This window comes from Stenotrophomonas sp. ESTM1D_MKCIP4_1 (assembly GCF_003086895.1).
Lineage (GTDB): Bacteria > Pseudomonadota > Gammaproteobacteria > Xanthomonadales > Xanthomonadaceae > Stenotrophomonas.
Genome location: NZ_CP026004.1, coordinates 1,252,895 through 1,276,720, shown reverse-complemented (window position 1 = coordinate 1,276,720; position 23,826 = coordinate 1,252,895). Strand labels below are relative to the sequence as shown.

Sequence of the window (23,826 nt, the reverse complement as noted above, 5' to 3'; positions counted from 1 at the left end):
ATATCTGCCAGTTCGCCTGGGGCGCTCTTGGTGACCTCGAAGGACTGTTCCAAACGCGCCCGGGTCTCCACCAGCGTCTGTCGCTTGCGCAGCAGGTCGTGCATCTGCTGCTGCTCGTCGCTGCGTGGCACGTATTCACGCAAGCGGTCGCTTTCTTTCTTCACGTACCGGGCGATCACCTGGGCATCCATCGCATCGGTCTTGCCGCGCGCGCCGGTCGCCTTGCCGTAGTTCTTGATCCAGCGAGGATTGATCACGTAGACCACGTGACCGGCTTGAATAGCCATACGCGCCACCAACTCATAGTGCTTACCGGTCGCTTCCATGCCAATCCGGCATCGCGGCGGGAGCGTCTTGAGCCATCTGGCGATGCCAGCCTTGGTGTTCGGGATTCTGTCACCCGCCTTGCAGTCGGCCACCGCTGGCACGAGCTCCTTGGAGTCCACATCCAGACCAATCACAAGAGAATCGGACATTTGCACTACTCCCAGCTATCTTTAAGGGGCTGGGGTGGTACCGCACCGACGTTAGCTTGCCTACATCGACGATCCCCTTTAAGGGGCCGTACGATCCTTTATCGACGTTCGTGTGCGGGATGGGGATCGCTCGACTCGTCTGTCGGCTCGACTCCGCAGATGCTTGCTTGACGGTCCCTCCACCCTGGCTCCTACATACCTCGTAGGAGCCGGCGGGAACATACAAGCTTGCTCGACTGCTGTTGGCTGTGCGGTCGAGCAAGCTCGACGCTACCGGGGCTTCCGCCCCGAAGCGCACCGTCGGCTCAGCGTGCCGATACCGCGTAGGTGCGGACCAGCTGGCTGTCCATTTCCTCGTTGAAATGGAAGGTCACATAGCGGGCGTCATCGGCAGCGAACTCTGCCTCTGCACTGGCGCGACCGATCTCGGCACCCTCGCCGTCCAGCGCGCGCGCCACCAGCGTGCCCTTGAATGCCTTGTCGGCCACCACGTACACCGCAGCCTCCTTGGAGCCCATGCCACGGCTCTTGCCCAGGGTGACCATGAGCCCGTGCGCGGCCAGGCCCGGATCGGCCTGCAGCGTCACACTCATCTTCCTGTCAACGCCTTCGCCCAGCCCGGCGACGAAATCAGCAGCGGTGCCAGTGATGGCGCTGCCTGCTTTCTGCGACACCGAGGTGTCGTCCTTGCAGGCGACCAGCGCCAAGGCCAGCGCCATCACCACGATCGACTTGTTCATCAGCATTCCCTTGTCAGGTACAGCTGACAGTCAAGCAACAGAGCCAAGGCCACGCAAGAGCCGATAACGACACGCGCCCCGCCCAGGAATCAACGGAACGGCAGGCCGCGGCCACCCATGGCGCCCATCATGCCCTTCATGCTGCGCATCATGCCCTTCATGCCGCCGCCGGCCATCTTGCTCATCATCTTTTCCATCTGCATGTACTGCTTCATGAGCTTGTTGACGTCGGCCGGGGTGACGCCCGAGCCCTTGGCGATGCGCGCGCGGCGCGAGCCGTTGAGCAGGTTCGGGTTGCGGCGTTCCTTCTTGGTCATCGAGCTGATGATGGCGATCATGCGCGGCACTTCCTTGCCCTGGCTGACCTGCTGCTTCAGATGGTCGGGAATGTTGCCCAGGCCCGGCAGCTTGTCCATCAGGCCGCCGATGCCACCCATGTTCTGCATCTGCTCCAGCTGGTCGCGCATGTCGTTCAGGTCGAACTTCTTGCCCTTGGCCACCTTCTCGGCCAGCTTGGCGGCCTTGTCCTTGTCGACCTGCTGCTCGACCTGCTCGACCAGCGACAGCACGTCGCCCATGTCCAGGATGCGGCTGGCGATACGGTCCGGGTGGAACACGTCCAGGCCTTCCGGCTTTTCGCTGACACCGACGAACTTGATCGGCTTGCCGGTGATGTAGCGCACGCTCAGCGCGGCACCGCCACGGGCGTCACCGTCGGTCTTGGTCAGCACCACGCCAGTCAGCGGCAGCGCATCGCCGAAGGCCTTGGCGGTGTTGGCCGCGTCCTGGCCGGTCATGGCGTCGACCACGAACAGGGTTTCGGCCGGGTTCACCGCAGCGTGCAGGGCCTTGATCTCGGCCATCATCGCTTCGTCGATGGCCAGGCGGCCGGCGGTATCAACCAGCAGCACATCCACGAAGGACTTGCGCGCATCGTCGATGGCGGCGCGCACGATGGCTTCCGGCTTCTGGTCGGCGCTGGACGGGAAGAACAGCACGCCCACCTGGTCGGCCAGGGTCTTCAGCTGCTCGATCGCGGCCGGACGGTACACGTCGGCCGACACCACCATCACCTTCTTCTTGCGCTTTTCCTTCAGGTGCTTGGCCAGTTTGCCCACGGTGGTGGTCTTGCCGGCGCCCTGCAGGCCCGCCATCAGGATGATGGCCGGGGCGGGAACATTGAGGTTCAGGTCGCTGGCTTCGGCGCCCATCACTGCGGTCAGCTCGTCGCGGACCACCTTGATGAGGGCCTGGCCCGGGGTCAGCGACTTCAGCACTTCCTGGCCGACCGCGCGCACCTTGATGCGCTCGATCAGGGCCTGCACCACCGGCAGCGCGACGTCGGCTTCCAGCAGCGCGATGCGCACTTCGCGGGTCGCCTCGCGGATGTTTTCCTCGGTCAGGCGGCCGCGGCCACGGAGGCGCTCGATGGTGCCGGAAAGGCGCTGGGTCAGGGACTCGAACATGCGGCGCAACCTGTCTGAAAGCGGGGGACAATAAGGCAGACAGTATAACGGGTCCGCCCGCCTCCCCGGGCTGCGACCACCGGGCCGTCGCCAGTCCCGCAGGGGTATGCGAAACTGCAACGATGATCGTTCTCATCGCCGCCCTGCTCTATCTGGCCGCCAGCGCCCTGCTGGTGCGTGCGCTTGGCCGCGATGAGGCCGTGGGCTCGCCCACCTGGCTGTGGCCGGCGCTGCCGGCCATGCTGCTGCACGGTGGCTACCACGTGCTGGTGGCGATGCGCACCACCGGCGGCCCGGACATGCACTTCTTCGCCGCGCTGTCGCTGGTGGGCCTGGGCATGGCCTGGCTGACCTCGCTGGTGGGTGCGCGCGGGCGCATGTCGGCGCTGGGCGTGGTGGTGTTCCCGTTGGCGGCGCTGCTGCTGGCGGTTTATCACGGCTACGGCCATGAGCCGAGCAAGGTACTGGGCTGGCGCCTGGCCAGCCACGCCTGGCTGGCCCTGCTGGCCTACGCCACGCTGAGCATCGCCGCCCTGCTGGCCATCATGCTGTGGCTGCAGGAACGTACGCTGCGCCGCCGCGAGTTCCGCCCGTGGCTGCGCGCGCTGCCGCCGCTGGCCGATCTGGAAGCGCTGCTGTTCCGGGTCATCACCGTCGGCTTCGCCCTGCTCACCCTGACCCTGGTGACCGGCGTGCTGTTCGTCGATGACCTGCTGGCGCAGAAGCTGGTGCACAAGACCGTGCTCAGCGTGCTGTCGTGGATCGTGTTCGGCGTGCTGCTGATCGGCCGCCGCCGTTACGGCTGGCGCGGGGTGAAGGCGGTGCACTGGACGCTGTCGGCGATGCTGTTGCTGCTGCTGGCGTTCTTCGGCAGCCAGTTCGTGATCGAACTGGTGTTCGGGCATACCCGGTAAAGGCGTGCCGACCAACGGTCGGCACCCACGGTAGTGCCGGCCGCTGGCCGGCAACACAATCCCATGCCATTGCCGGCCAGCGGCCGGCACTACCTTCAGGGAATGGGCTGGGCGAGGATCTTCCGCACTGACTGGCCGCCGTTGGTGATCACGTCGTCCACCTGCCAGCAGCCTTTGCCGTGGCGGACCATAGGCAGGCGGGTGAGGTGGGCGCTCTTCCACACCGAGTAGCTCAGCGTGACCTCCCCGGCCGTGGCCGAGACGGGCTTCCAGCCGTAGCGCACGGCGCTGTCGATCTCGCCGTCCTGGCCATCCAGCCACGGGTCCGAATCGATCGTGCAGATGCCCTCTTCGCGCACCTGACAGGCACGTTCTTCGCGCAGCGCCTTGGCGAAGACCGGGCTGACCAGCCCCATCGGTGCGTCCAGCACGCGGCCATCGTCACCCGAAGTGGCCTCGAAGAATGCGCGGGCCACGCCCACTGCATCCTCGCAGGCCGGTGCCGCCTGCACCGTCGGGGACAGCAACAGGCTGGCAATCATCAACATCCGTGTGTTCCGCATGGTTCTCTCCTTGAGGTAGTGCCGGCCGCTGGCCGGCAACGCAGAAATTCGCAGGGTTGCCGGCCAGCGGCCGGCACTTCCCTTACAGGCCGTACCGCTCGATCACATCCAGGTGCGGCTGCCGGTCCTGGTCGCAGGCTTCGGCCAGGCGCAGCCAGCACTGCGGGTGCGACCAGCCGGCGGTGGTCTGCTGCAGGTAACGATGCAGCGCCAGCGGCGCATGCCCCTGCGGCTGGGCCACGGTAAACAGCAGGCCCGGCAGGGTGCCCTCCTCCGCATCCGGGTCGGTCACGGTGTAATCGGGGCGGCTGTGCGCCCACACCTGCCAGCCCTGGGCTTCAGCCCCTTCCACGAACGCATTCCAGGCATCTTCGCCCGGGTGCGCGCCATCAATCAGCCAGCTGCGCTCGAAACCACCGCGCTCCAGCACGTGCACCTGCGCATAGGTGGGAATGAAATGCTGCCGCTGCTCTTCCTCTTCCGGCGCCGGGTGCACCAGCGCAGCATCAAACACCACCCAGTCGCTGACCTGCTGGGCACGGTTGGCCGGCGCGTTCTCGACGATGCGTGCGGTCACCGGGCCGGTGCGGCGCGCGTAGTACTCCATCGGCTCGCCCTGCTCCAGGCTGCGGATGATCACCCAGCCCCACGGCTCTTCAACCACGCCTTCCTGGCTGGACAGTTCCATGCCGATGGCTGCCGCCGAACGACGCACGGCCTCCCAGTCGCGCGCCGCACTGGCCGCGCTCATGTGGTCCCAATGCGCGGCGTTGGCGTCTTCCAGTGTTTCCACCAGCTGCGCGTAGCAGGCCTGGGCCTCGCTGAAGCGACCGGTTTCCATGTACATGCGGGCCAGCGTGCCACGTGCGCCGTGCGAGCCCGGCGACAGCGCCAGCAGTGCCTGCGCGGCCTGCTCCAGCGCCGGCCAGTCGGACACGCGACGTGCGCGCTGCACTTCGCACCAGTGCGCGAACACCGGCACGCTGCCGCGATAGGTGTCAGCCAGACGACGCAGACCGTCATCGTCCCCCTGTTCGGCCAGCCAGCGCATCAAGGTGTAGGCAGCGGCACCATCTTCCTGGGCATGCCCACGCACGAACGCCCACAGCAGCGCCTGTGCCTCGGCCTGCGCGCCACAGGCCTTCAGCGCCGATGCGGCCACCTCGGCCAGCGCTTCATCATCCGGGCACTGCGCGTGCGCCTGCAGCAGCCACTGCGCCTCGCGTTCGGGATCACGGGACGCGTTCTGTTCGCCGCGCGCTTCCAGCCAGGCCAGCAGTTCGGCGGCGGGCACCGGCAGCGGCTCGGCTTCGGGCAGCGCGTCGATGCGTGCCGCCAGCGCCGCCACGCGCTCACTGGCACCGCGGTCCTGGCGCAGCTGCGCCAGATGGGTGCGGGCCAGGCCGAGCTGGCGCTGCGCCACCCAGCGCGCACCGCGCTGCAGGGCCAGTTCCAGGCTCAGCGCCGCCAGTTCAATGACCAGACGATGGGCACCCACACTGGCGAAGTGTTCGATGATGGTGTTGAAGCGCGTGCCCAGATCCCAGGTATTGCGCGCCGGATTCCGGCTGCACAGCAGCGCCACCGTGTTGGCCCACAGCCGCCAGGTATTCGGAGTCAGTTCGCTCCACGGCACCAGCTGCTGCAGGGCCTCTTCGTCGCGGCCCAGCTGGGCCAGCGCCCAGGCGCGCGACAGGCGGCGCGGCACCGTGCAGTTGGCCGGTTCGTATTCGCCCGCGGCGGCCACTTCGGCTTCGCGCTGCTCGATCAGCACCATCGCCTCTTCGGCACGGCCGCTGGCCAGCAGGATCTTGATCTGCATTTCCGGGAAGCTGTCGAACACTTCCTTGCCGCGCGCTTCCACCGCGTCGGCCTGTGCCTTCAGGTAATCCAGCGCGTCCTGCGCGCGGCCATCATCCAGCAGAGCATCGGCCTTCTCGCAGCTCAGGCACTGGAAGCAGGCCCAGGTAGGATCGATGCGTGCCAGCGTTTCGTCGCAGACTTCGATGCGCTCGGGCACCCAGCCCGGGCCGTCGATGTTGCCGTAGCAGGCGGCCAGATCCTGGGTCACGCAGATCGACTGCGGGCATTCCAGCGTGTCGTCGCGGTGCGCGCGCTCGAACAGCGCCACCGCCTCGCCCAGCGCGCTCTCGCCTTCAACGCGGTTGCCCACGCGGTTGCGCAGCGCCCAGTGGCCGACGTAGACGTCGACCCACGGGTTGTCCAGCGCCTTGCCCAGCGCACGCGCCTCGGGCAGCAGCGCATCGACGCGGTCGACCTGCAGTTCACTGACTTCGTCGGCAAGACGGGTCAGCAGGTGCGCATTCTGCGCCTGGCCGGCCTGGCGCAGGTCTTCCTGCAGCTTTTCGACCCAGTTCCAGATATCCATGGGGGTTGGTGCTCCTGTCTAGCGTGAGGCTGGATGAGAGAAAGTGTGTAGCGGTGGTCAGCGCAGCATCTGCTGCAGCGCGGCCGCAATCTCGCTGAAGGCGCCGTTGAGATCCGGGCCGGGCGTGGCCGCGCCGCGGGCCAGCGGGCGGCCCTGTGCGGAGACGATGATCTTCAGCGAACGCAGCAGGCGTGCAGCGGCTGGCGCCTGCGCGTGCCCATCACGCTGGGCCTGCAGCAGCGCCTGCACGGCCGGGTTGTCCAGGTTGAGGTAGAGCCGCGACGGTGCGCGCGCTTCGATGCGCGCGGTGAACTGGCGGGCCAGGCGCAGCGCGGCCATCGACACGCGCTTGTCGTTCTCATCGTCTTCCAGGCGCTGCTTCAGCTCGGCCTCGCGGTCGGGCACCACCACTACCGGCAGTGCTTCGGGGCTGAAGCGGGCCGGCAGCAGCTGCTCGCCATCACCCAGATGTTCGCCCAGCCAGGCCAGCTGCGCCGCATCCAGGCTGTCATCGGTACGGAACAATGCGCGGTTGCCCTGTTCGGTACCCAGCTCGACCAGGCGCAGGCCCTTGGCCTGGGTCCAGCGGCGCAGGAACGGCACCACCGCATAGCGATGACCGTGCGCGACCGGCACCCCCATCGCGCGGAACAGCATTTCCTCGAAGCCGCCACCGTTGTCGAGAATCACGTGCACCGCACCGCGTGCGGGCAGCGCGCTGGCCGGCAGGTCGCCCTGCGAGGTCGGCACGCGCACGTGTTCCAGCAGCAGCTCGAACAGGCGTTCATCGCACAAGGCCGCACCCAGCAGCGCTTCGTTGTGGCGGGCCAGCACGCGTCGCCACGCTTCGGGCTGCTGCCGCGCCACCTCGGCCAGGCCATCGATCAGCGCCTCCAGCAGCGCATGCTGCACGGCGCGGTACTGGTCGTCGCGCTGCAGGTCCTCGCGGCTGGCGGTGGGAGTCAGGCGCGAGGATTCGATCACGCCGCCGATGAAGCCCGCCCACGGCGGCAGCAGGTCACGCGCATCATCATCGAGCAGCATGCCGCGCACGAACACCGACAGATTGCGGTTGTCACTGGTGCCGTAGGTCGCGCCATCCTGCACCCACAGCATGCCAGTGGCATCGCTGTCGGCATCGGCGCGCAGCGGCACGGTCACGATGGGCTCGAAGTCGTGCTCGAAGCGCGCGGCAAACTGCAGTGCCTGGCGGCGCGCCTGCACCGGATGCAGCGCCACCTCGCCCTGCCCGCGCCACGGTGGCGGTTCGGGGTTCAGCGCTTCGCTGGCGGCGCCGATGAAGATCGGCTCGGACAGAAGCGCGCAGTAGCGGCCCAGCACCTCATACAGGCGCGCCTCGTTGGCCAGCGGCAGGAAATCCGCATGCAGTTCCAGTTCCACCTCGGTGCCGACGGCGCGCGCCGGCACTTCGCTGACGGTGTACTGCTCGGCGTTGCTGGACACGTACAGGTGGCCCAGCTCCGGCGTCTGGTAGGACGTGGTCCGCACGCTCACCCGGCGTGCCAGCACGAAGGCCGACAGGAAGCCCAGGCCGAACATGCCGATCAGGCCATCCTCATCGTCACCGCCCTGGCGCAGGCCACGGGTGTAGCCCACACCGACGGTGGCCAGGTAATCGTGGATTTCCTGGCGGGTCAGGCCGGCGCCGGTGTCGGTGATGCGCAGCACGCCGGCCGCAGCATCCACCTGCACCGAAATACGCGAGGGCAGTTCGGCCCCCGGCTGTTCGATGCGGCGGCGGATGATCGAATCGTGCGCGTTCTGCACCAGCTCGCGCAGGGCCACCATCGGGGTGGAATACAGGTGCTTGCCCAGCACCGTCATCAGTCCATTGAGATCGACCCCTGCGCGGCGGATTTCGGCGGCGGGGGTGCTGAGCGTCGGGTCCTGCATGAAATCGATTACTCCTTGCCACACAAGGCGCCACGGGGCGCCTTCGTCGAGCCGGAGAAGCTAGCACAGGGCACCTGACTGTTGCTGTGCTGCGCGCTGTGTAGAGTCGAGCTTGCTCGACTGCTGTTGGCTTCGATACGGAAAGGCAGTCGAGCAAGCTCGACTCTACACACGGCGAAAAGCAGCCGAGCGTGGGCTCGGCTCTACATAACGGGGGTCACGCCGCGTCGATCGCCTCGGACAGGCGCTCGACCGCGATCACTTCCATGCCCTTCACGCTGCCGCCCTTCGGGGCATTGGCCTTGGGCACGATGGCGCGCTTGAAGCCATGGGTGGCGGCCTCGCGCAGGCGGTCTTCACCGTTGGGCACCGGGCGGATCTCGCCAGAGAGACCCACTTCGCCAAAGGCAATGGTCTTTTCCGCCAGCGGCCGATCCTGCAGCGATGACAGCACGGCCAGCAGCACCGGCAGATCGGCGGCGGTTTCCTGCACGCGGATGCCGCCGACGACATTCACGAACACGTCCTGGTCGCCCACCAGCACGCCACCATGGCGGTGCAGCACCGCCAGCAGCATGGCCAGCCGGTTCTGCTCCAGGCCAACTGCGACACGCCTTGGGTTGGACAACGGCGAGGCATCCACCAGCGCCTGTACCTCCACCAACAACGGGCGGGTGCCCTCACGGGTGACCATCACGCAGCTGCCCGGCTGGTGGGTGCTGGCACCGGACAGGAAAATGGCCGAAGGATTGGAGACTTCCTTCAGGCCCTTGTCGCCCATGGCAAACACGCCCAGTTCGTTGACCGCGCCAAAGCGGTTCTTGAACGCGCGCAGCAGGCGGAAGCGGCTGCCGCTCTCGCCCTCGAAATAGAGCACGGCATCCACCATGTGTTCGAGCACGCGCGGGCCGGCGATGCCGCCTTCCTTGGTGACGTGGCCGACCAGGAACACGGCGGTGCCGGTTTCCTTGGCGAACCGCACCAGCCGCGCGGCGCTCTCGCGCACCTGGCTGACCGAGCCGGGCGCGGCGGTGAGGGTTTCGGTCCACAGGGTCTGCACCGAATCGGCCACGATCAACCGCGGGCCGGCCTTGGCCGCGTGCTGCAGGATCGATTCGACGCCCGTCTCGGCCAGCGCATTGACCCCGTCCAGCGGCAGTTCCAGCCGGTGCGCGCGGCCAGCCACCTGGGCCAGCGATTCTTCGCCGGTGACGTACAGCACCGGCAGCACGGCGGCCATCTTCGCCACCGCCTGCAGCAGCAGGGTGGACTTGCCGATGCCCGGGTCGCCGCCGACCAGCACCACCGCGCCCTCGACCAGGCCGCCGCCCAGCACGCGGTCGAACTCACCGATGCCGGTACTGACCCGACGGTGCTCGGTCTGCTCCACATCTTTCAGGGCGGTGACCTTCGGCGGATCGATCTTGCCGGCCCAGCCCGCCCGTCGCGACGCAGGTGCCTTGGCCGCCGCCGCGCTCTCCAGCACGATTTCCGACAGGGAGTTCCACGCGTTGCACTCGGTGCACTGCCCCTGCCACTTGCTGTATTCGGCGCCGCATTCGTTGCAGACATAGGCAGTGAGGCGGGCTTTGGCCATGGGGAAGGACTTCGGTGCGGGGAGGTGAAGGAGGATAGCCGAGGCCCGTCGCAGGCGCTGCGACCGCCGGCATAAGGGCGGCCCGGTGATGACATCTTCGACTATGAGATGAACGTCACACTTTTTTGCTCTAAGGTTCAGCACCGAGCAGCCGCTATAGTCCGCGCCGCTACGCCCCCATTACCGCCCCCGAAGGACCCTCAATGACTGGCACCTACAGCCAGAGTCTGGTTGTTTTCTCGCTGCTGGTCGCCATGCTGGCGTCCTATACCGCACTGGACATGACCGGCCGCCTGGCCACGACCGAGGGCCGGGTGGCGCGCTGGTGGCTGACCGGCGGCGCCACGGCCATGGGCCTGGGCATCTGGTCCATGCACTTCGTGGGCATGCTGGCCTTCAACCTGCCCATCCCGATCGGCTACGACCTGGCCATCACCCTGTACTCGCTGGCGGTGTCGGTCGGCGCCTCGGCCTACGCGCTGTGGCTGGTCTCGCGCCCGCAGCTGCCGCGCCGCCGGCTGCTGGCCGGTGCGGTGCTGATGGGCCTGGGCATCGCCACCATGCACTACCTCGGCATGGCCGCGATGCGCATGCAGCCGGGCATCGACTATGACCCGCTGTGGTTCGCCGCCTCCATTCTCATTGCCATCGGCGCGGCCGGTGCCGCGCTGTGGATCGCCTTCCGCCTGCGCAAGGAGGGTGAGCGCACCTTCCGCCTGCGCCTGCTGGCCTCGCTGGTGATGGGCCTGGCCATCGTCGGCATGCATTACACCGGCATGGCGGCGGCGCGCTTCCCGGAAGGCAGCATCTGCGGCGCGGTGATCGGTGGCGGTATCGACAGCCGCTGGCTGGCGGTGCTGGTCATCGTCACCACCCTGGGCACCATCGGCATCGCCCTGGTCGCCTCGCTGTTCGACCGGCAGATGCGCGAGCGCACTGGCCTGCTGGCCGAATCGCTGGAAAAGGCCAACGACAAGCTGCTGCAGGCCGCCCTGCACGATCCGCTCACCCAGCTGCCCAACCGCATGCTGCTGCAGGACCGCATCGAGCAGCACATCGAGAAGGCACGGCGGCGCAACCACGGCCTGGCCGTGATGTTCTGCGATCTGGACGGCTTCAAGGCCGTCAACGATGCCTATGGTCACCAGCTGGGCGACCGCCTGCTGGTGCGCATGAGCGAACGCGTGAGCAGTCTGCTGCGCCCGCAGGACACCTTCGCCCGGCTGGGCGGCGATGAGTTCGTCATCGTGCTGGCCATCGACGAACCCGATGATGCGGTGGTGGTGGCCGAGCGCATCATCGCGGCCGTGGCCGAACCGTTCCTGATCGACGCCGCCGAACTGCAGGTCAGTGCCAGCCTTGGCATTGCGCTGTACCCGGACGACGCCACCACCGAACGTGAGCTGATGGCGCACGCCGACGCGGCGATGTACCACACCAAGGATGGCGGCCGGAACGGCTATACCTTCTTCACCCCCTCGATGCAGGTCAGTGCCAACCGCCAGCTGCGGCTGCTGCAGGATCTGCGCCGCGCCGCCGACCGCGGCGAACTGCGCCTGCACTACCAACCCAAGTTCGTCGCCGCCGGTACGCCGGCCGTCGGCGCCGAGGCCCTGCTGCGCTGGCAGCACCCGGAGCTGGGCATGCTCGGCCCGGATGTGTTCATTCCCATCGCCGAACGCAGCGGACTGATCCTGCCCATCGGCGATTGGGTGCTGGACCAGGCCTGCGCGCAGCTGCGCGAATGGCACGATTCGGGGCACCCGGAATGGACGATGGCGGTGAACCTCTCGCCGCTGCAGTTCTCCTCGCCGTCGCTGGTGGACAACGTGCGTGACGTGCTGTCCCGCCATGCGATCGCCCCGGACCGGCTGACGCTGGAGATCACCGAAACCACCGCGATGAAGGACGTGGAAGCCAGTCTGGCCATCCTCAACGACCTCACCGCGATGGGCGTGCATATCTCCATTGATGATTTTGGTACCGGCTATTCCAGCCTGCTGTACCTGAAGCGCATGCCGGCCACCGAACTGAAGATCGACCGTGCGTTCGTGCGCGATCTGGAACAGAACGCCGAAGACGCCGCCATCGTCTCGTCGATCGTGGCGCTGGGGCGTTCGTTGCAGCTGCAGGTCGTGGCTGAAGGCGTGGAAACGCGCGAGCAGCAGGAGTACCTGAGTGGATTGGGCTGCGACCAGCTGCAGGGGTACCACCTGGGCCGGCCGATGGACCCGGACGAGTTCCTGCTCAAGGTGGGTTGAAACGCGGTAGAGCCGGCCGCTGGCCGGCTGCTTGGGGTCGGATCCCTTTCCGCAGGAAAGGGCTCTGACCCCCGCGGCGATTCATCCACGCATGGCGTGGATCTACTGTTGCCGGCCAGCGGCCGGCACTACCTGACCCTGCGGCGATAAACAAAAAGGCCGCCCCTGAGGGCGGCCTTTTTGTTTGTGGCAACGTCGCGTAGACGTCAGTGCATCATGTGCACGTTCATGTTGTGCATGACCCACAGGGTACCGACCACGATGATGCCGATCACCACGATGGTGAAGGCCGCAGCGTTGACGTTCCAGCGGCTTTCCGACGAGCGGTCCAGGTGCAGGAAGAACACCAGGTGCACCAGCATCTGCAGCACCGCGGTCACCGCGATGACCACACCGCTGACGGTGCGCGAGAAGTCGCCCGACATCACCACCCAGAACGGGATGACGGTCAGCACCACCGCCAGCACGAAGCCGATCAGGTACGACTTGACGCTGCCGTGGCTTTCGCCACCCGCTGCGTGGTCGTGTGCATGGTTGTCATGTGCCATTACAGCGCTCCATTGAGGTAGATGACGGAGAACACGCCAATCCAGATGAGATCCAGGAAGTGCCAGAACAGGCTCAGGCACGCCATGCGGGTCTTGTTGGTCGGGGTCAGGCCGTACTTCTTCAGCTGCACGAACATCACCAGCAGCCACAGCAGGCCGGCGCTGACGTGCAGACCGTGGGTACCCACCAGCGCGAAGAACGCCGACAGGAAGGCACTGCGGTCCGGACCATAGCCCTGATGGATCAGGTGATGGAATTCATAGACTTCCATGCACATGAAGCCGAAGCCCAGCAGCCAGGTGACCGCCAGCCACAGGAACATCTGGCCAACCTGCTTGCGGTGCATGGCGATCATGCCCAGGCCGAAGGTCAGCGACGAGGTCAACAGCAGCGCGGTTTCCCACGCCACGAACGGCAGCTCGAACAGGTCCTTCGGGCCGGGGCCACCATCGGTGCCGCCGGCCAGCACCACGTAGGTGGCAAACAGCGAGGCGAAGATGAGGCAGTCGCTCATCAGGTACACCCAGAAACCGAAGACGGTGTTGCCGCCGGTGTCGTGGTGCTCGTGGTCGTCATGGCCATGGGCCGCCGCGTGTGCGGCGTGCCCGTGGCTCAGGGTCGAGGTATTGGTGCTCATGCCTTCAGCTCCGACTTCACCAGGCCCTGGGATTCCAGGTGCTTGCGGTGTTCGTTCTCGATGCGTTCCACCTCGGCGGCCGGGACCCAGTAGTCCACGTCCTGGTCGAAGGTGCGGTAGATGAACGTGGCGATCATGCCGACGAAGCCAACGATGGCCAGCCACCAGATGTGCCAGATCATCGCGAAGCCGAACACCAGGCTGAAGGCGCCGATCACCACACCGGTGCCGGTGTTGCGCGGCATGTGGATGTCGGTGTACTTGGCCGGCTTCGGCCAGGCTTCACCACGCTGCTTGCGCTCCCAGAAATCGTCCAGCTCGGTGACTTCCGGCAGGGTGCCGAAGTTGTAGAAGGCCGGCGGCGAAGAGGTTTCCCACTCCAGCGTACGGGCATCCCACGGGTCGCCGGTCAGGTCGGCGGTCTTCTTGCGGTCGCGGATGGACACGGCCACCTGGATGATCTGGCACAGGATGCCGGCACCCACGATGAAGGCGCCCACAGCGGCCACCAGCAGGAACGGCTCGTAGGCCGGGTTCACGGTGCTCTGCAGACGACGGGTCATGCCCATGAAGCCCAGCACGTACATCGGCATGAAGGTCACGTAGAAGCCGATGAACCAGCACCAGAACGCGCACTTGCCCCAGAACTCGTTCAGGCGGAAGCCGAACATCTTCGGCCACCAGTAGGTGATGCCGGCGAACATGCCGAACACCACGCCGCCGATGATGACGTTGTGGAAGTGGGCGATCAGGAACAGGCTGTTGTGCAGCACGAAGTCGATGGCCGGGATCGCCAGCATCACGCCGGTCATGCCGCCGATGGTGAAGGTGACCATGAAGCCGATGGTCCACAGCACGGGCGTGGTGAACTGCACGCGACCGCGGAACATGGTGAACAGCCAGTTGAAGATCTTCACGCCGGTCGGAATCGAAATGATCATCGTCGTGATGCCGAAGAAGGCATTGACGTTGGCACCCGAGCCCATGGTGAAGAAGTGGTGCAGCCACACGATGAACGACAGCACGCCGATGCAGGCGGTGGCGTACACCATGCCCTTGTAGCCGAACAGCGCCTTGCGCGAGAAGGTCGCGATGACTTCGGAGAACACACCGAACGCCGGCAGGACCAGGATGTACACCTCCGGGTGGCCCCAGATCCAGATCAGGTTGATGTACAGCATGGCGTTGCCGCCACCGTCATTGGTGAAGAAGTGCGTACCCAGGTAACGGTCCAGGGTCAGCAGCACCAGGGTGATGGTCAGCACCGGGAAGGCAGCGACGATCAGCACGTTGGTCACCAGGGCAGTCCAGGTGAACACCGGCATCTGCATCAGCTTCATGCTGGGGGTGCGCATCTTCAAGATGGTGATGAAGAAGTTGATACCACTCAGCGTGGTACCCAGACCCGCTACCTGTAGGCCCCATATGTAGTAGTCCATACCTACATTGTTGCTGTACTCGATACCCGACAACGGTGGGAAGGCCAGCCAGCCGGTGGCAGCGAATTCACCGATCCACAGCGACAGCATGATCAGCACCGCGCCGGACACGAACAGCCAGAAGCTGAGCGAGTTGACGAACGGGAACGCGACGTCGCGCGCACCGATCTGCAGCGGCACGGCCAGGTTCATCAGGCCGGTGATGAGCGGCATCGCCACGAAGAAGATCATGATCACGCCGTGGGCGGTGAAGATCTGGTCGTAGTGGTGCGGCGGCAGGTAACCCTCGGACCCGCCGACGGCGATGGCCTGCTGGGTACGCATCATGATGGCGTCGGAGAAACCGCGCAGCAGCATGACGAAGGCGACGATGAGGTACATCACGCCGATCTTCTTGTGGTCCACCGAGGTGAACCACTCCTTCCACAGATAGCCCCACAGCTTGAACTTGGTGACCAGGGCCATGACGCCCAGGCCACCCAGCACCGCGCCGACCAGGGTGGTCAGCACGATCGGATCGTGGGGGATCGACTCAAGAGAGAGTTTTCCCAGCATGTTCATTCTCCCGAACCCATGTGGCCTTCATGGCCAGCGTGTTCGTGTTCTTCGGTGGCGTCCAGGTTCTTCCCGGATTCCTTGGAGTCATGCGCGTCGCTCGGGGCATGCCCCTCGTGCGCTTCATGGCTGGCCGCATCTGCCGCAGCAGCACCCGCGTGGGAATGCTTCATGCCGTAGTGCTTGTTGTCACCCATGTGCTTGGCCAGCACCCAGTCGAACAGGCCTTCCTCGACCGTGCCGTAGTAGGTGACCGGGTACCACTCGGAGTTCTTCGCTTCGCCCAGGGCCTTGAAGGTGGCCTTGTCCAGCGTCTCCTTGCCGGCGCGGACCTGGTCCAGCCACTGGCGGTACTCGGCATCGGTGACCGAATAGGCGGTGAAATGCATCTTGGCGAAGCCCAGGCCGCTGTAGTGCGAGGACATGCCCGGGAATTCACCGGTCTCGTTGGCGATCAGGTGAAGCTTGGTCTCCATGGCCGCCATCGAATAGATCATGCTGCCCAGGTGCGGGATGAAGAACGCATTCATCACCGTGTCGGACGTGATCTTGAAGTTCAGCGGGGTGTTGACCGGGAACTTAATCTCGTTGACGACCGCAACCTTCTCTTCCGGATAGATGAACAGCCACTTCCAGTCCAGCGAGATCGCCTCGATGGTGACCGGCTTGACGTCCGATTCCAGCGGCTTGTACGGGTCAAGCGCGTGCGAGGACCGCCAGGTCAGCACCGCCAGGACCAGCACGATCATGCACGGGATCGACCACACCACCACCTCGATCGCCGTCGAGTGGGACCACTTCGGCTCGTAGCGGGCCTTGGTGTTGGAGGCGCGATACTTCCACGCGAAGGTCAGGGTCATGATGATGACCGGGATGACGACCAGCAGCATGAGCACGGTGGCCGTGATCAGCAGGGTCTTCTCATCCTGGCCGATCTGGCCCTTCGGACTGAGGATGGCCACTGCATCGCAACCGGTGAGCATCACCAGCAACGACAGCAGCAGGCCCGGGCGCAACCAGCGCCCAAGGGTTTTCAACGGAATCATCGGTCGATCCAATTGCGAGGGAATGCCGTTCCCCGTCCTGCCCGCTCCGGCCAAAGCCGGTCCCGCCTGCGGTGAGACAGGCAGTGAGGTGGGGTCGAGTCAGCCTTTCAATTTTAGGCCGTCACGCATCATTTAAGAAGGGCATTGACAATGATCCAGCGCAGGAAGTGGCCGGATATCGCTGCGACACGTTGTCGCACCGGGTGCGCAGGGGCGCGGGATCACCCGGTTGCGACGGTTGGCGCCTTGATCGGCACAGCCCGATGAACGCGTTCAGGAAATACGGAAGATCAGGACGGCCTGACTTCCCTGCACACCAGTTCGGCCAGTTCGCGGCAGGCGAAGAACAGGCCTTCCACTACGCCTTCGTCCAGATGGCGGTCGGGCGTGGCCATCGACTCGCAGCGACGGGCCGCATGAAGCATCTCCACGGCGGTGAGGATGCCCACGGCCGCGCGGTCGATCCGGGCCAGGGACTGGCGGCGGCCTTCGGACAGGCTCTCCTCTTCCCACAACATGCCATCGGAGCCCTCCCCATCGCGGACGCGGCGCAGGCAACCCTGGAAGGTGCTGAGGTCGGGCGATGGGTTTTCGTCGTCGTTGATGGGTTCCCGGATGGAAAACGGCGGAGTCTTGCGGTTGGTCATGACGTCGGCTTCCTTGGCTGTACTTAACAGCGCCCCCGTGCGAAAGCGGGTGGCGGACGGTGCGGGTTGCAAACCGGACATAGCTAAACCGGCGGATCCGAAGACCCCCACGCACCGCCCGCCATATAGGCCGACGGATTGCCAGCCGGCACCGTTTCAGGACGGTGCCGGCTGGCAAGCGCTTACAGCTATGAACGGGTTTGCACGCCCGGCCACCCTTTTTCGGTGGCGTGTCATGGTGTCTACGCCTGCAGTATCGATTCAATGAGAAAAATACGAATGTTTCTGATGAATCGAGAGCGCGGTGGGAATTGTTGCATGCGTGGGGAGGGATGGAGGCGACAGTAGAAGGCGTGAATGTGCTGGTGCGCGGGTGCGTGCGACGCTTGGTGTCGTGAATGACATGGTGGGTACTGGGGCGCGTGACGTTTTCCGCTTACCACTCGTCGTAGGCGGAGGGTGTGCGGGGATTGTGGCTGGCGAGTGGCGCGGGGGAATTTGACGTGACTGGCCATTTTGGCATGCCAGACGCGACATGTTGGTGCATTCGGCTCTGCCAACCGTGAACCGGCACTACTGGCTGAACCGCAAGTCGCGCTATCGATTCATCCGGAAAAATGGCAGCAGCATGAAGGGCTGCAAGACCAGAAAGACCACAGCCGCCAGTAATGCTCCCTAATGCCATCCAGCTCCGTATCCAAAGATCGTCCCAAGCCCCACTGCGACGACCAGAGGTGGCCGCTCTGCAGCCAGAAGTCACTTCAGTCTCTTCATCTGGCCAACCTGGCTCATCCGATCTTCGATTTTATCTGCGGCAGATCGCACAAGGTTAACTCCTTCAACCAGCGCCACCTCTTGGCGTTGCGCTAGGCCCACGCTTGAAGCCGCAACTATCACCAGCTCCTCGAATGGCCCTCGTTAACAACCCATTGCGCCAACTAGAAGCAGAGGGCCGACAAGAGTCAACACAGCAGATCGACACGACGAACTTACAGGAGTTAAGGCGGATGATGTCAGCAGGAATGCATACTTGCTCGCCGCGCATCTACCGGACATAGCCTTAAAACTCCCAGCCCATCAGTCCCGCCAACTTCTGGGAAACCTCGTTCCGCCCCCCCCATACGGCACGGCGACGCATACCATTTTGACGACATGTTCAACCGCCTTGAAGCTGATTTCCTCCACGACGACGAACTTTGGAATGCATGCATTGTCGTCACCCATACGTCCCAGCCATTCGCGGCTGCATGCAGCAAAACCAAAAAGGTCCGCCCCCTTGCTACCAACTGTGTCAATGGACGCCTGAAAGTAGTAGCAAGACAGGCCCGCCCCCTGAAAATTCCGATATGAATACACACAGCCATGCGAATGGACGGCAGCGCCGAATGACCTGGACCAACATCAGCCCAGCAGAGGCCCCGCTCCTGGCGGGGCTTCTGCTGTGAAACAAGGACTCTGGCGATCTACAGGAAGAAATTCTTTTCTCGCCATACCGAACCATCGTTGTTGTACTAGGTGTAAGCGCACATTGGCCATGCTCAAACACACCTTCTTCCTTTAGCTAGCCATTCTCCGCCAGCTACGATTGTTACCGTGCAATTCGCCTTTGACGTACCAGCTTTCACACGTAAGCAAACCAGCGTCGTTCCAAATCCAGCCCAAGCCTCCGGCTTGTCCATCCTAGAATTTTCCTTCTGAAATGATCTTCCCTGCGACACGCCAAAGTCGCCAGCAACCATTCAACACACCATCAACGCATCCGCCTTCCTCAAGGACTTAACCTTCTGGAGTGGTACGACGCTTGATTTCCTCGCCCACGGGTTGTGTCTGCCATGCATTTCCGTGCAAGCAGTCGCGGCTAGGCGACCGCTCTAGCGGCCAGCTTGCATCGAGCTCGCTACCGCACCACCCCGGGGCAACTTCATCTTTCCGTCAACTCAACCTTTGTCGAGCCAATAGAGATATACCCATCAAGCATCCTGATATTAGAATTCCCACCCAAAGCCGCGGGATCCCAGCTATTTACATTACCCGATCTTGAGTTGTCCAACAGCGAAATAAAATCCAACACCAAAGAAGAATTCCGAACTCCTTGAAATTTTATGACACCAAGCTTTCTCTGCTTACTCTCCAAGGCTTCATAAAAGCTGACATCGACAGTGATCACACCCGCAAGAATATCAATATCGATCCTCTGAACAATCGCATCATGCAAATCCACATCATTTAATATAACGCCACTCATGATCCAGCACCCGTAATAGTTCCAGCAATAAAGAGCAGAGCACCACCCACGTACAAAACAACCTTAGTTCCAGGACTCACTTCAAGAGTTTTGAACCTGGCACTCGAATCCTCCCTACCAACCGAATCACCGGCAAACCCATTTCTTCGCGCGCACTCTTGAATGTAACTGGGTGCATCATCCCATGTACCACCATGCGATGGCTGGCCATATTCACCACATTCACCTTCTTTGCCTTTGCACTCCCAGTGAAGATGTCGTTTTTTTGCGCCAGATTTCGAATCAAATGTGAAGTCAATGCGAATCCTGCATCCTTTTCCACACTCGATCCAGCGCCCAGAAGTGTGGTCAACCAAGCCCAGCGGATCAGAATGCGCTAGCGGACTGCTACTTACATAGCTGTACGTACTGATTCCACCGCCCAAACCAATCGGATCACTCTGCGAATAACGCCCCGTGCCCAAATCGTAGTCGCGAAAGTAGTTGTAATTAAGACCAGTAGCTGTGTCATAGCGCTGCCCTGGGAACCGCATATCCAGATTGAAGGCGATGCCGTTGCCATCAGGATCTTCCTCCGGCGCTGTGGCCCCGAACGCTTCACCCTTGAGACTCCACTTCCAGATTGCAGTATTGGCTATCGGCTCGATGACCACGCGCGGGCTGCCCAGGTGATCTGACTCGATGTAGGTCAAGGTCCCGGCTGCAGCTGTGCGCAGGCCAACCGGAAGATCATCCATCCAGATCGCCTGCTGGACCGGAGTACCGTTGGCGCCGTAGTCGCCCAGCCAGCGCCCGGCCTCGTCGTACAGGGTATAGGTACTGGATGTGCCGAGGAAGCTGCGCACCCGCTCGCCTTTGCCGTTGTACTTGTAGCTGCGCATGGTCGCCCCGCCGACTTTGACACTGCTCATCCGTCCGGTTTCGTCGTAGACGAACTCCTTGGCGCTTCCGTTGATTTTGACCGTGTTGCCCGCCTCATCGTAGCTATGTGGGATGGCACCGACCTGAGCCAGGCGATGACTGGTGGTTGGGTAGGTGTAATTCACCGTTCCTGCTGCGGTGGTCAGGCTGGTGCGGTTGCCGGTCTTGTCATAGCCATAGCCGTCGATCACGGTGCCTGTTGGGCCGTCCTTGGACTGGGTCAGCCGACCAAGGGCGTCATAGCCAAAGCCAACCTCTGGGAAGGTGCTGCCCGCCTGGGTCAGCCCCACCAGGTTACCGACCTCGTCGTAGTTGAACCCTAATGAAAGCCCACCGGGACTCCCGTCATGGATCGCAGCCGGGCGATAGTCCAGGTCCAGCGCTCGGACCATCTGCCGTCCATTGCCGTAGGTCCAGCTTGCCACCGGACCGAATGGGTGATAGCTGGCGCCGGTCAGCAGCACCTGACGCCCGCCCGCACTCGAGGTCACGCCGACTTCGGCAATGCGCCCTTGCGCATCGCGAACATAGTCCACCACCGCACCATCGGGATAGGTCATCGTGCTGAGTTGGCCGCCGGGGGCGTAGCCATAGCGCAGGGTCAAGACCACGCCGTTGACCGTCTGTACCTTACGGGTCAGATCGCCAAAGCGGTTGTAGCAGAAGTGGGTGTAACCACTGCCGTCCTGTATCCTGGTAAGGCGCCCCACTGAGAAGCTTTCGGTGGCCGTGCATGCGCTCTGGGTAATATCGTAGGTGTAGGTAACGTTCAAGCTGGCATTGGCGTAGGCCATGCCCGTCAGGCGGTTAAGGGCGTCGTAGGTGTAGGTAGTGGTCTTGTTGCGCGCGTCGGTTTGTGTGGTGCGATTCCCCGCGTCGTCATAGGTGAACAGCGTGGTGCCGGTATCAGGACTGACCTGCTCGGTCAGATCACCCAGGCCGTTATAGGTGTACGCAGTCTTCAAGCCCTTGGGATCGATCACCTCGGTCAGGTTGTCCAAAGCGTCATAGGCGAAGGCGGTTTCGGCCGCAATCCCACCCACGTCCTGCAGAGTGCGCTTCAGTCGGTTGAGCGGGTCATAGTCGGACTGGGTCTTCTTGCCCAGCGCATCGGTGACCAGCGCGGTGTTGCCATGGGCGTCGTAGCCGAAGTCGGTCGCATTGGCCGTCGCATCGGCCTGGGTCGCCAGTTGATCCAGCTGGTTGTAGATCCGGCTCAAGGTGCGCTTGAGATCTCCGCTCGCGTCCTTGGTGTCTTCGGAGATGCGGTTGCCTGCATTGTCCAAAGTGTAGCGGATCGTGTTGCCGGCGCTGTCGGTGACATCGGTCAGGCGATGGGCAGCATCATAGGTGTAGACGGTGAAAGCCCCGTCGGGCTGGGTGACCTTCTTGACCAGACCTGTGGGCCAGTACTCCATACGCATGATGCGGTCGTCGGACTCGGTGCCGTTATTGGCACCGCGCGCTTTGGTGGCGGTCAACCAACCGCGCGCGTGGTACTCGTAGTCGGTGATGACCCCGTTGGGGTCCTTGACCGACATTGGACGGCCAGCACCATCGTAGGCGAGCGTCTCGGTGACATGACCTAAGCCATCCGTGACTTTTGCAAGGTCTCCTTTTCTCCATCGACACGTCCCACCACTGCTGGCGCACCCAGCATCGTCAGCCGCGAAATAGCTGAATGTCGTTGTCGATGCCCCCATTGGCGCAGGCGCGCTGCTCCATGCAAGCAGCCCCACAACAGGACAGGTAGCGGATGTCGACTCGCAATAGCCGAATGAATGCGTACGAACTCCCTCAGCCGTCAGCACTTCAATCTTTTTTATTTGACCGCGCGTGTTGTAGCTCCGATTCTCCCTCCTGATAATTTCGCCCGCGGCAGAAATCGTCCTTTTCTGTGCAGGCAACTTCCAGACTGCATCACGATCCTGCTCAACGACCCGCTGAGCATCCGTCCCAACAGCCTCAGTCACCTTCCGACGAAACCCGCAGTCATCCATATCGTATTCAGTGCGAACCGCGTTTTTAATTATCGCCGAGAGACTGCCGGATGCAGAATATTCATAATCAACCGAATCAGTACTGCAGCCAGGACAATACGTAAGTGCGGACCGAACCAAAAGCTTACCCCCCCCTTGGATCATAAGCCGCGTTGTGGCGCCATTAGGTAGAGTTATGAATCGCCAATATGCATCATACACAACACCGTATGAGTTTACGCCAGTTCCATGCGAGGTTCGCGTCGCTCTGCCAGAAGAGTCATATTCGAAACTTGCGAAAACCTGACCCGCTTCGTCGGTGATTGCCTGAAGGCGCGCAGCATCTGGCTGACCAGCGGCGCTCGCAAAATATGCATAGGACCTGGACGTCGAGTCACTATATTTTGCAGAAGATAGAATTCCGCTTGAATATTCATACTCAACGAATGCTCCATCGGACGATATGACTCTATCCAAAAATCCAGAAGGCAAGTATTGAAACCGCATCTTGCGCCCGGCCTTGGATAGCACTTCCGCAACTCGCTGCCGCCCCGCCACGCTGGTATAAGAGAAAACCAGCTCTTCATGAGTTCCGACATGCAGGGCCATAAGATCACCTTGCGCGTCATAGTACTCATCCTGCCCAGGCAATCCGGTTGACAATATGAATCCAGCCCACACGTCATTTTCAATCACTGGAGTAGCGGTGACTGGGTGCTGCTTTGACCGAGAAGACCACGCGCCATCATATGACTTGAATAGATCTATGACAGAACCATCCGGCCTGAACAACCTTATAAGCCATCCGGAAGAATCAATTACAGCCTTATATTCATAAGAATGCGTCCACCCCGGCCCGAGGGCCCCGCCGCGGTAAGCAACATATTTACTGTTGTATGATCGACCAAAGGAATTTCCATTGAAAGCGTCGAAATCCTTCTCGATCTGGTATTTATTACCGGTCGCAGAATTTATCGGATTTCCGTAATGAGTCGGCCCTACGCCACACGCTTGAGGACCGAGTAATTCACTAGAGGGGGTGCTATCCTGCCACTCGAATGCGTGCCACCTATTCCACCTGTAGTCTGCCCCCTCCCAAGGCCTGGCCCAAATATCCGAATACATGACTGCAACAGCATCGTTATTGATATCACAGGCGTATTTTGTTGCGTTGAACGGCGGATTTACATAGGCAGCAAGTCCAGCGACCGCGTCCGCCATGCATGCGGCATAGGCCTCACCCCTGGATGCATACACCGTAGTGTCTGCCAGCGCTTTGTTGTGCAGCGTCAACACAAGCAGAATAGCCACTCTCAATGCGAATTCTTTCATACTCCCTCCTTGGCGACTATTGATAACGTGCTCCACTGAACTGCGATTGCAATTGACGCTACCGTAACACGATGATGGCACACCATTTTTGGTGGGTGCTGTCGCCGATGAGTATCAGCTGGTTGGGATTTATTAATTGTTACATGCGTAGTAAGT

The 23,826-nt window shown here is 62.9% G+C and carries 16 protein-coding genes; 2 read left to right on the top strand and 14 right to left on the bottom strand.

Going from position 1 to position 23,826, the window contains the following annotated elements; translation table 11 throughout:
• The 3 genes from C1924_RS20530 to ffh all read right to left on the bottom strand — a co-directional run.
• Positions 1-476 (bottom strand): transposase (locus tag C1924_RS20530; RefSeq protein WP_254051217.1); only part of this gene is annotated, 476 nt, incomplete at its 3' end.
• Positions 477-781: 305 nt separating this feature from the next.
• Positions 782-1,216 carry a hypothetical protein gene (locus C1924_RS05935; RefSeq protein WP_159094759.1) on the bottom strand — a complete coding sequence of 145 codons (435 nt, stop codon included), beginning with the start codon at positions 1,214-1,216 and terminating at the stop codon, positions 782-784.
• Between the two features lie 89 nt (positions 1,217-1,305).
• On the bottom strand, positions 1,306-2,682 hold the full coding sequence (ffh, locus tag C1924_RS05930; RefSeq protein ID WP_108764459.1) for a signal recognition particle protein: 1,377 nt from the start codon (positions 2,680-2,682) through the stop codon (positions 1,306-1,308).
• A 122-nt stretch (positions 2,683-2,804) separates the two neighbouring features.
• Between ffh and ccsA the strand changes: the two genes are divergently transcribed.
• Positions 2,805-3,596 carry a cytochrome c biogenesis protein CcsA gene (ccsA, locus tag C1924_RS05925; protein ID WP_108764458.1) on the top strand — a complete coding sequence of 264 codons (792 nt, stop codon included), beginning with the start codon at positions 2,805-2,807 and terminating at the stop codon, positions 3,594-3,596.
• Between the two features lie 95 nt (positions 3,597-3,691).
• Here ccsA and C1924_RS05920 read toward each other — a convergent pair whose 3' ends face one another.
• The 4 genes from C1924_RS05920 to radA form a co-directional block, all read right to left on the bottom strand.
• Entirely contained in the window at positions 3,692-4,159 is a 468-nt protein-coding gene (locus tag C1924_RS05920; RefSeq protein WP_108764457.1) for a hypothetical protein, read from the bottom strand.
• Positions 4,160-4,241: 82 nt separating this feature from the next.
• Positions 4,242-6,548 carry a tetratricopeptide repeat protein gene (locus tag C1924_RS05915; protein ID WP_108764456.1) on the bottom strand — a complete coding sequence of 769 codons (2,307 nt, stop codon included), beginning with the start codon at positions 6,546-6,548 and terminating at the stop codon, positions 4,242-4,244.
• A gap of 57 nt (positions 6,549-6,605) precedes the next feature.
• Positions 6,606-8,462, bottom strand: a complete 1,857-nt coding sequence (locus tag C1924_RS05910; protein ID WP_108764455.1) for an ATP-binding protein — start codon at positions 8,460-8,462, stop codon at positions 6,606-6,608.
• A gap of 217 nt (positions 8,463-8,679) precedes the next feature.
• On the bottom strand, positions 8,680-10,059 hold the full coding sequence (gene radA, locus C1924_RS05905) for a DNA repair protein RadA (protein WP_108764454.1): 1,380 nt from the start codon (positions 10,057-10,059) through the stop codon (positions 8,680-8,682).
• A 203-nt stretch (positions 10,060-10,262) separates the two neighbouring features.
• On the opposite strand from radA, the gene C1924_RS05900 reads away from it, so the two are divergent.
• Entirely contained in the window at positions 10,263-12,320 is a 2,058-nt protein-coding gene (locus C1924_RS05900) for an EAL domain-containing protein (RefSeq protein WP_108764453.1), read from the top strand.
• A gap of 206 nt (positions 12,321-12,526) precedes the next feature.
• Here C1924_RS05900 and cyoD read toward each other — a convergent pair whose 3' ends face one another.
• The 7 genes from cyoD to C1924_RS05870 all read right to left on the bottom strand — a co-directional run bounded on the left by cyoD (position 12,527) and on the right by C1924_RS05870 (position 23,670).
• Positions 12,527-12,868, bottom strand: a complete 342-nt coding sequence (gene cyoD, locus C1924_RS05895; RefSeq protein ID WP_108764452.1) for a cytochrome o ubiquinol oxidase subunit IV — start codon at positions 12,866-12,868, stop codon at positions 12,527-12,529.
• On the bottom strand, positions 12,868-13,506 hold the full coding sequence (cyoC, locus tag C1924_RS05890) for a cytochrome o ubiquinol oxidase subunit III (RefSeq protein WP_108764451.1): 639 nt from the start codon (positions 13,504-13,506) through the stop codon (positions 12,868-12,870). The genes cyoD and cyoC overlap by 1 nt, the downstream gene beginning before the upstream one ends.
• Complete coding sequence (gene cyoB, locus C1924_RS05885) at positions 13,503-15,500, bottom strand: cytochrome o ubiquinol oxidase subunit I (protein ID WP_108766984.1); 1,998 nt, start codon at positions 15,498-15,500, stop codon at positions 13,503-13,505. Before cyoB ends, cyoC begins: the two co-directional genes overlap by 4 nt.
• Positions 15,501-15,502: 2 nt before the next feature.
• Positions 15,503-16,546, bottom strand: a complete 1,044-nt coding sequence (gene cyoA / locus C1924_RS05880; RefSeq protein ID WP_108764450.1) for a ubiquinol oxidase subunit II — start codon at positions 16,544-16,546, stop codon at positions 15,503-15,505.
• A 290-nt stretch (positions 16,547-16,836) separates the two neighbouring features.
• Positions 16,837-17,193 carry a hypothetical protein gene (locus C1924_RS05875; RefSeq protein WP_108764449.1) on the bottom strand — a complete coding sequence of 119 codons (357 nt, stop codon included), beginning with the start codon at positions 17,191-17,193 and terminating at the stop codon, positions 16,837-16,839.
• Between the two features lie 1,921 nt (positions 17,194-19,114).
• Entirely contained in the window at positions 19,115-19,438 is a 324-nt protein-coding gene (locus tag C1924_RS20265; protein ID WP_159094758.1) for a hypothetical protein, read from the bottom strand.
• Positions 19,435-23,670, bottom strand: a complete 4,236-nt coding sequence (locus C1924_RS05870) for an RHS repeat-associated core domain-containing protein (protein ID WP_254051216.1) — start codon at positions 23,668-23,670, stop codon at positions 19,435-19,437. Before C1924_RS05870 ends, C1924_RS20265 begins: the two co-directional genes overlap by 4 nt.
• Positions 23,671-23,826 lie beyond the last annotated feature (156 nt).

Bases quoted from the DNA above. Each gene is read 5' to 3' on its own strand.
- cyoD (WP_108764452.1), bottom strand. From the start codon at position 12,868: ATGGCACATGACAACCATGCACACGACCACGCAGCGGGTGGCGAAAGC.
- C1924_RS05870 (WP_254051216.1), bottom strand. From the start codon at position 23,670: ATGAAAGAATTCGCATTGAGAGTGGCTATTCTGCTTGTGTTGACGCTG.
- ccsA (WP_108764458.1), top strand. From the start codon at position 2,805: ATGATCGTTCTCATCGCCGCCCTGCTCTATCTGGCCGCCAGCGCCCTG.
- ffh (WP_108764459.1), bottom strand. From the start codon at position 2,682: ATGTTCGAGTCCCTGACCCAGCGCCTTTCCGGCACCATCGAGCGCCTC.
- C1924_RS05900 (WP_108764453.1), top strand. From the start codon at position 10,263: ATGACTGGCACCTACAGCCAGAGTCTGGTTGTTTTCTCGCTGCTGGTC.
- cyoC (WP_108764451.1), bottom strand. From the start codon at position 13,506: ATGAGCACCAATACCTCGACCCTGAGCCACGGGCACGCCGCACACGCG.
- C1924_RS05920 (WP_108764457.1), bottom strand. From the start codon at position 4,159: ATGCGGAACACACGGATGTTGATGATTGCCAGCCTGTTGCTGTCCCCG.
- cyoB (WP_108766984.1), bottom strand. From the start codon at position 15,500: ATGCTGGGAAAACTCTCTCTTGAGTCGATCCCCCACGATCCGATCGTG.
- C1924_RS05910 (WP_108764455.1), bottom strand. From the start codon at position 8,462: ATGCAGGACCCGACGCTCAGCACCCCCGCCGCCGAAATCCGCCGCGCA.
- C1924_RS05875 (WP_108764449.1), bottom strand. From the start codon at position 17,193: ATGACCAACCGCAAGACTCCGCCGTTTTCCATCCGGGAACCCATCAAC.
- radA (WP_108764454.1), bottom strand. From the start codon at position 10,059: ATGGCCAAAGCCCGCCTCACTGCCTATGTCTGCAACGAATGCGGCGCC.
- cyoA (WP_108764450.1), bottom strand. From the start codon at position 16,546: ATGATTCCGTTGAAAACCCTTGGGCGCTGGTTGCGCCCGGGCCTGCTG.
- C1924_RS20265 (WP_159094758.1), bottom strand. From the start codon at position 19,438: ATGAGTGGCGTTATATTAAATGATGTGGATTTGCATGATGCGATTGTT.
- C1924_RS05935 (WP_159094759.1), bottom strand. From the start codon at position 1,216: ATGAACAAGTCGATCGTGGTGATGGCGCTGGCCTTGGCGCTGGTCGCC.
- C1924_RS05915 (WP_108764456.1), bottom strand. From the start codon at position 6,548: ATGGATATCTGGAACTGGGTCGAAAAGCTGCAGGAAGACCTGCGCCAG.